This is a genomic window from Pseudomonas sp. EA_65y_Pfl1_P113 (assembly GCF_963970525.1).
Lineage (GTDB): Bacteria > Pseudomonadota > Gammaproteobacteria > Pseudomonadales > Pseudomonadaceae > Aquipseudomonas > Aquipseudomonas tritici.
Window position 1 is genome coordinate 1 of sequence record NZ_CAXAQM010000183.1, and the last position, 679, is coordinate 679.

The following is a 679-nucleotide window of genomic DNA, read 5'->3' on the forward strand; positions in this document are numbered from 1 at the left end:
GGAGGATTTCTTCAAGATCCTGACCGATCCCTCCGATCGCATGACCGCGACACAGGTGCTGGAGATGGTCGCCAAACAGGGCGTGCTCGTCGCACCCTACGCCGGACGGTACGAAAGCGAGAAACAGAACCAGGTCACGCAACGCGATCTCGACCTTGCGATGCGCGCACGTCAGGTCGAGCCCTTCCCGGATGAGGTTATCGAAGCCGGGGCCTATCCCGTCATCGAATATGAAAACCCGCTGTCGCGCATGGCGCGGGCGGAGGAAGCGGCGGGCCTGACGCGCTGGATCGAGGCGATGGCCCCGCTGGCGCAAGTCGACGATGGCGCGGTGTTCGACCATATCGACGTCGATGCTGCCGCGCCCGGCCTTGGCGATGTGCTTGGCGTGCGGCCCAGTTGGATCGCGACGCCCGATCAGGTCGCGGCGAAGCGCAAGGCGCGCGAGGACAGCGAGGCGGCGACATCCGGCGTCGAGCAATTGCAGGGAGCGGCATCGGCGGCGAGCGACCTCGCGCGCGCGAGCAGCCTGAGTGCGGCGGCATGAGTACCTGCGAGCACATGAAATTCGGTGCGTCGGTCGATGTTGGGCGTCTGACTGATCAAGATGGTGTTGTCACGAGCCACACGGCCGCAGTGCGCATCATTTGCGCCGATTGCGGGCGCGATTTTCAATTCC

1 protein-coding gene is annotated in these 679 nt (G+C 64.8%); it reads left to right on the top strand.

Annotated features, from left to right (window positions below):
* A partial coding sequence (locus AACY52_RS29020; RefSeq protein WP_339561172.1) for a portal protein occupies nucleotides 1-547 on the top strand: 547 nt, incomplete at its 5' end.
* Nucleotides 548-679: the final 132 nt, after the last annotated feature.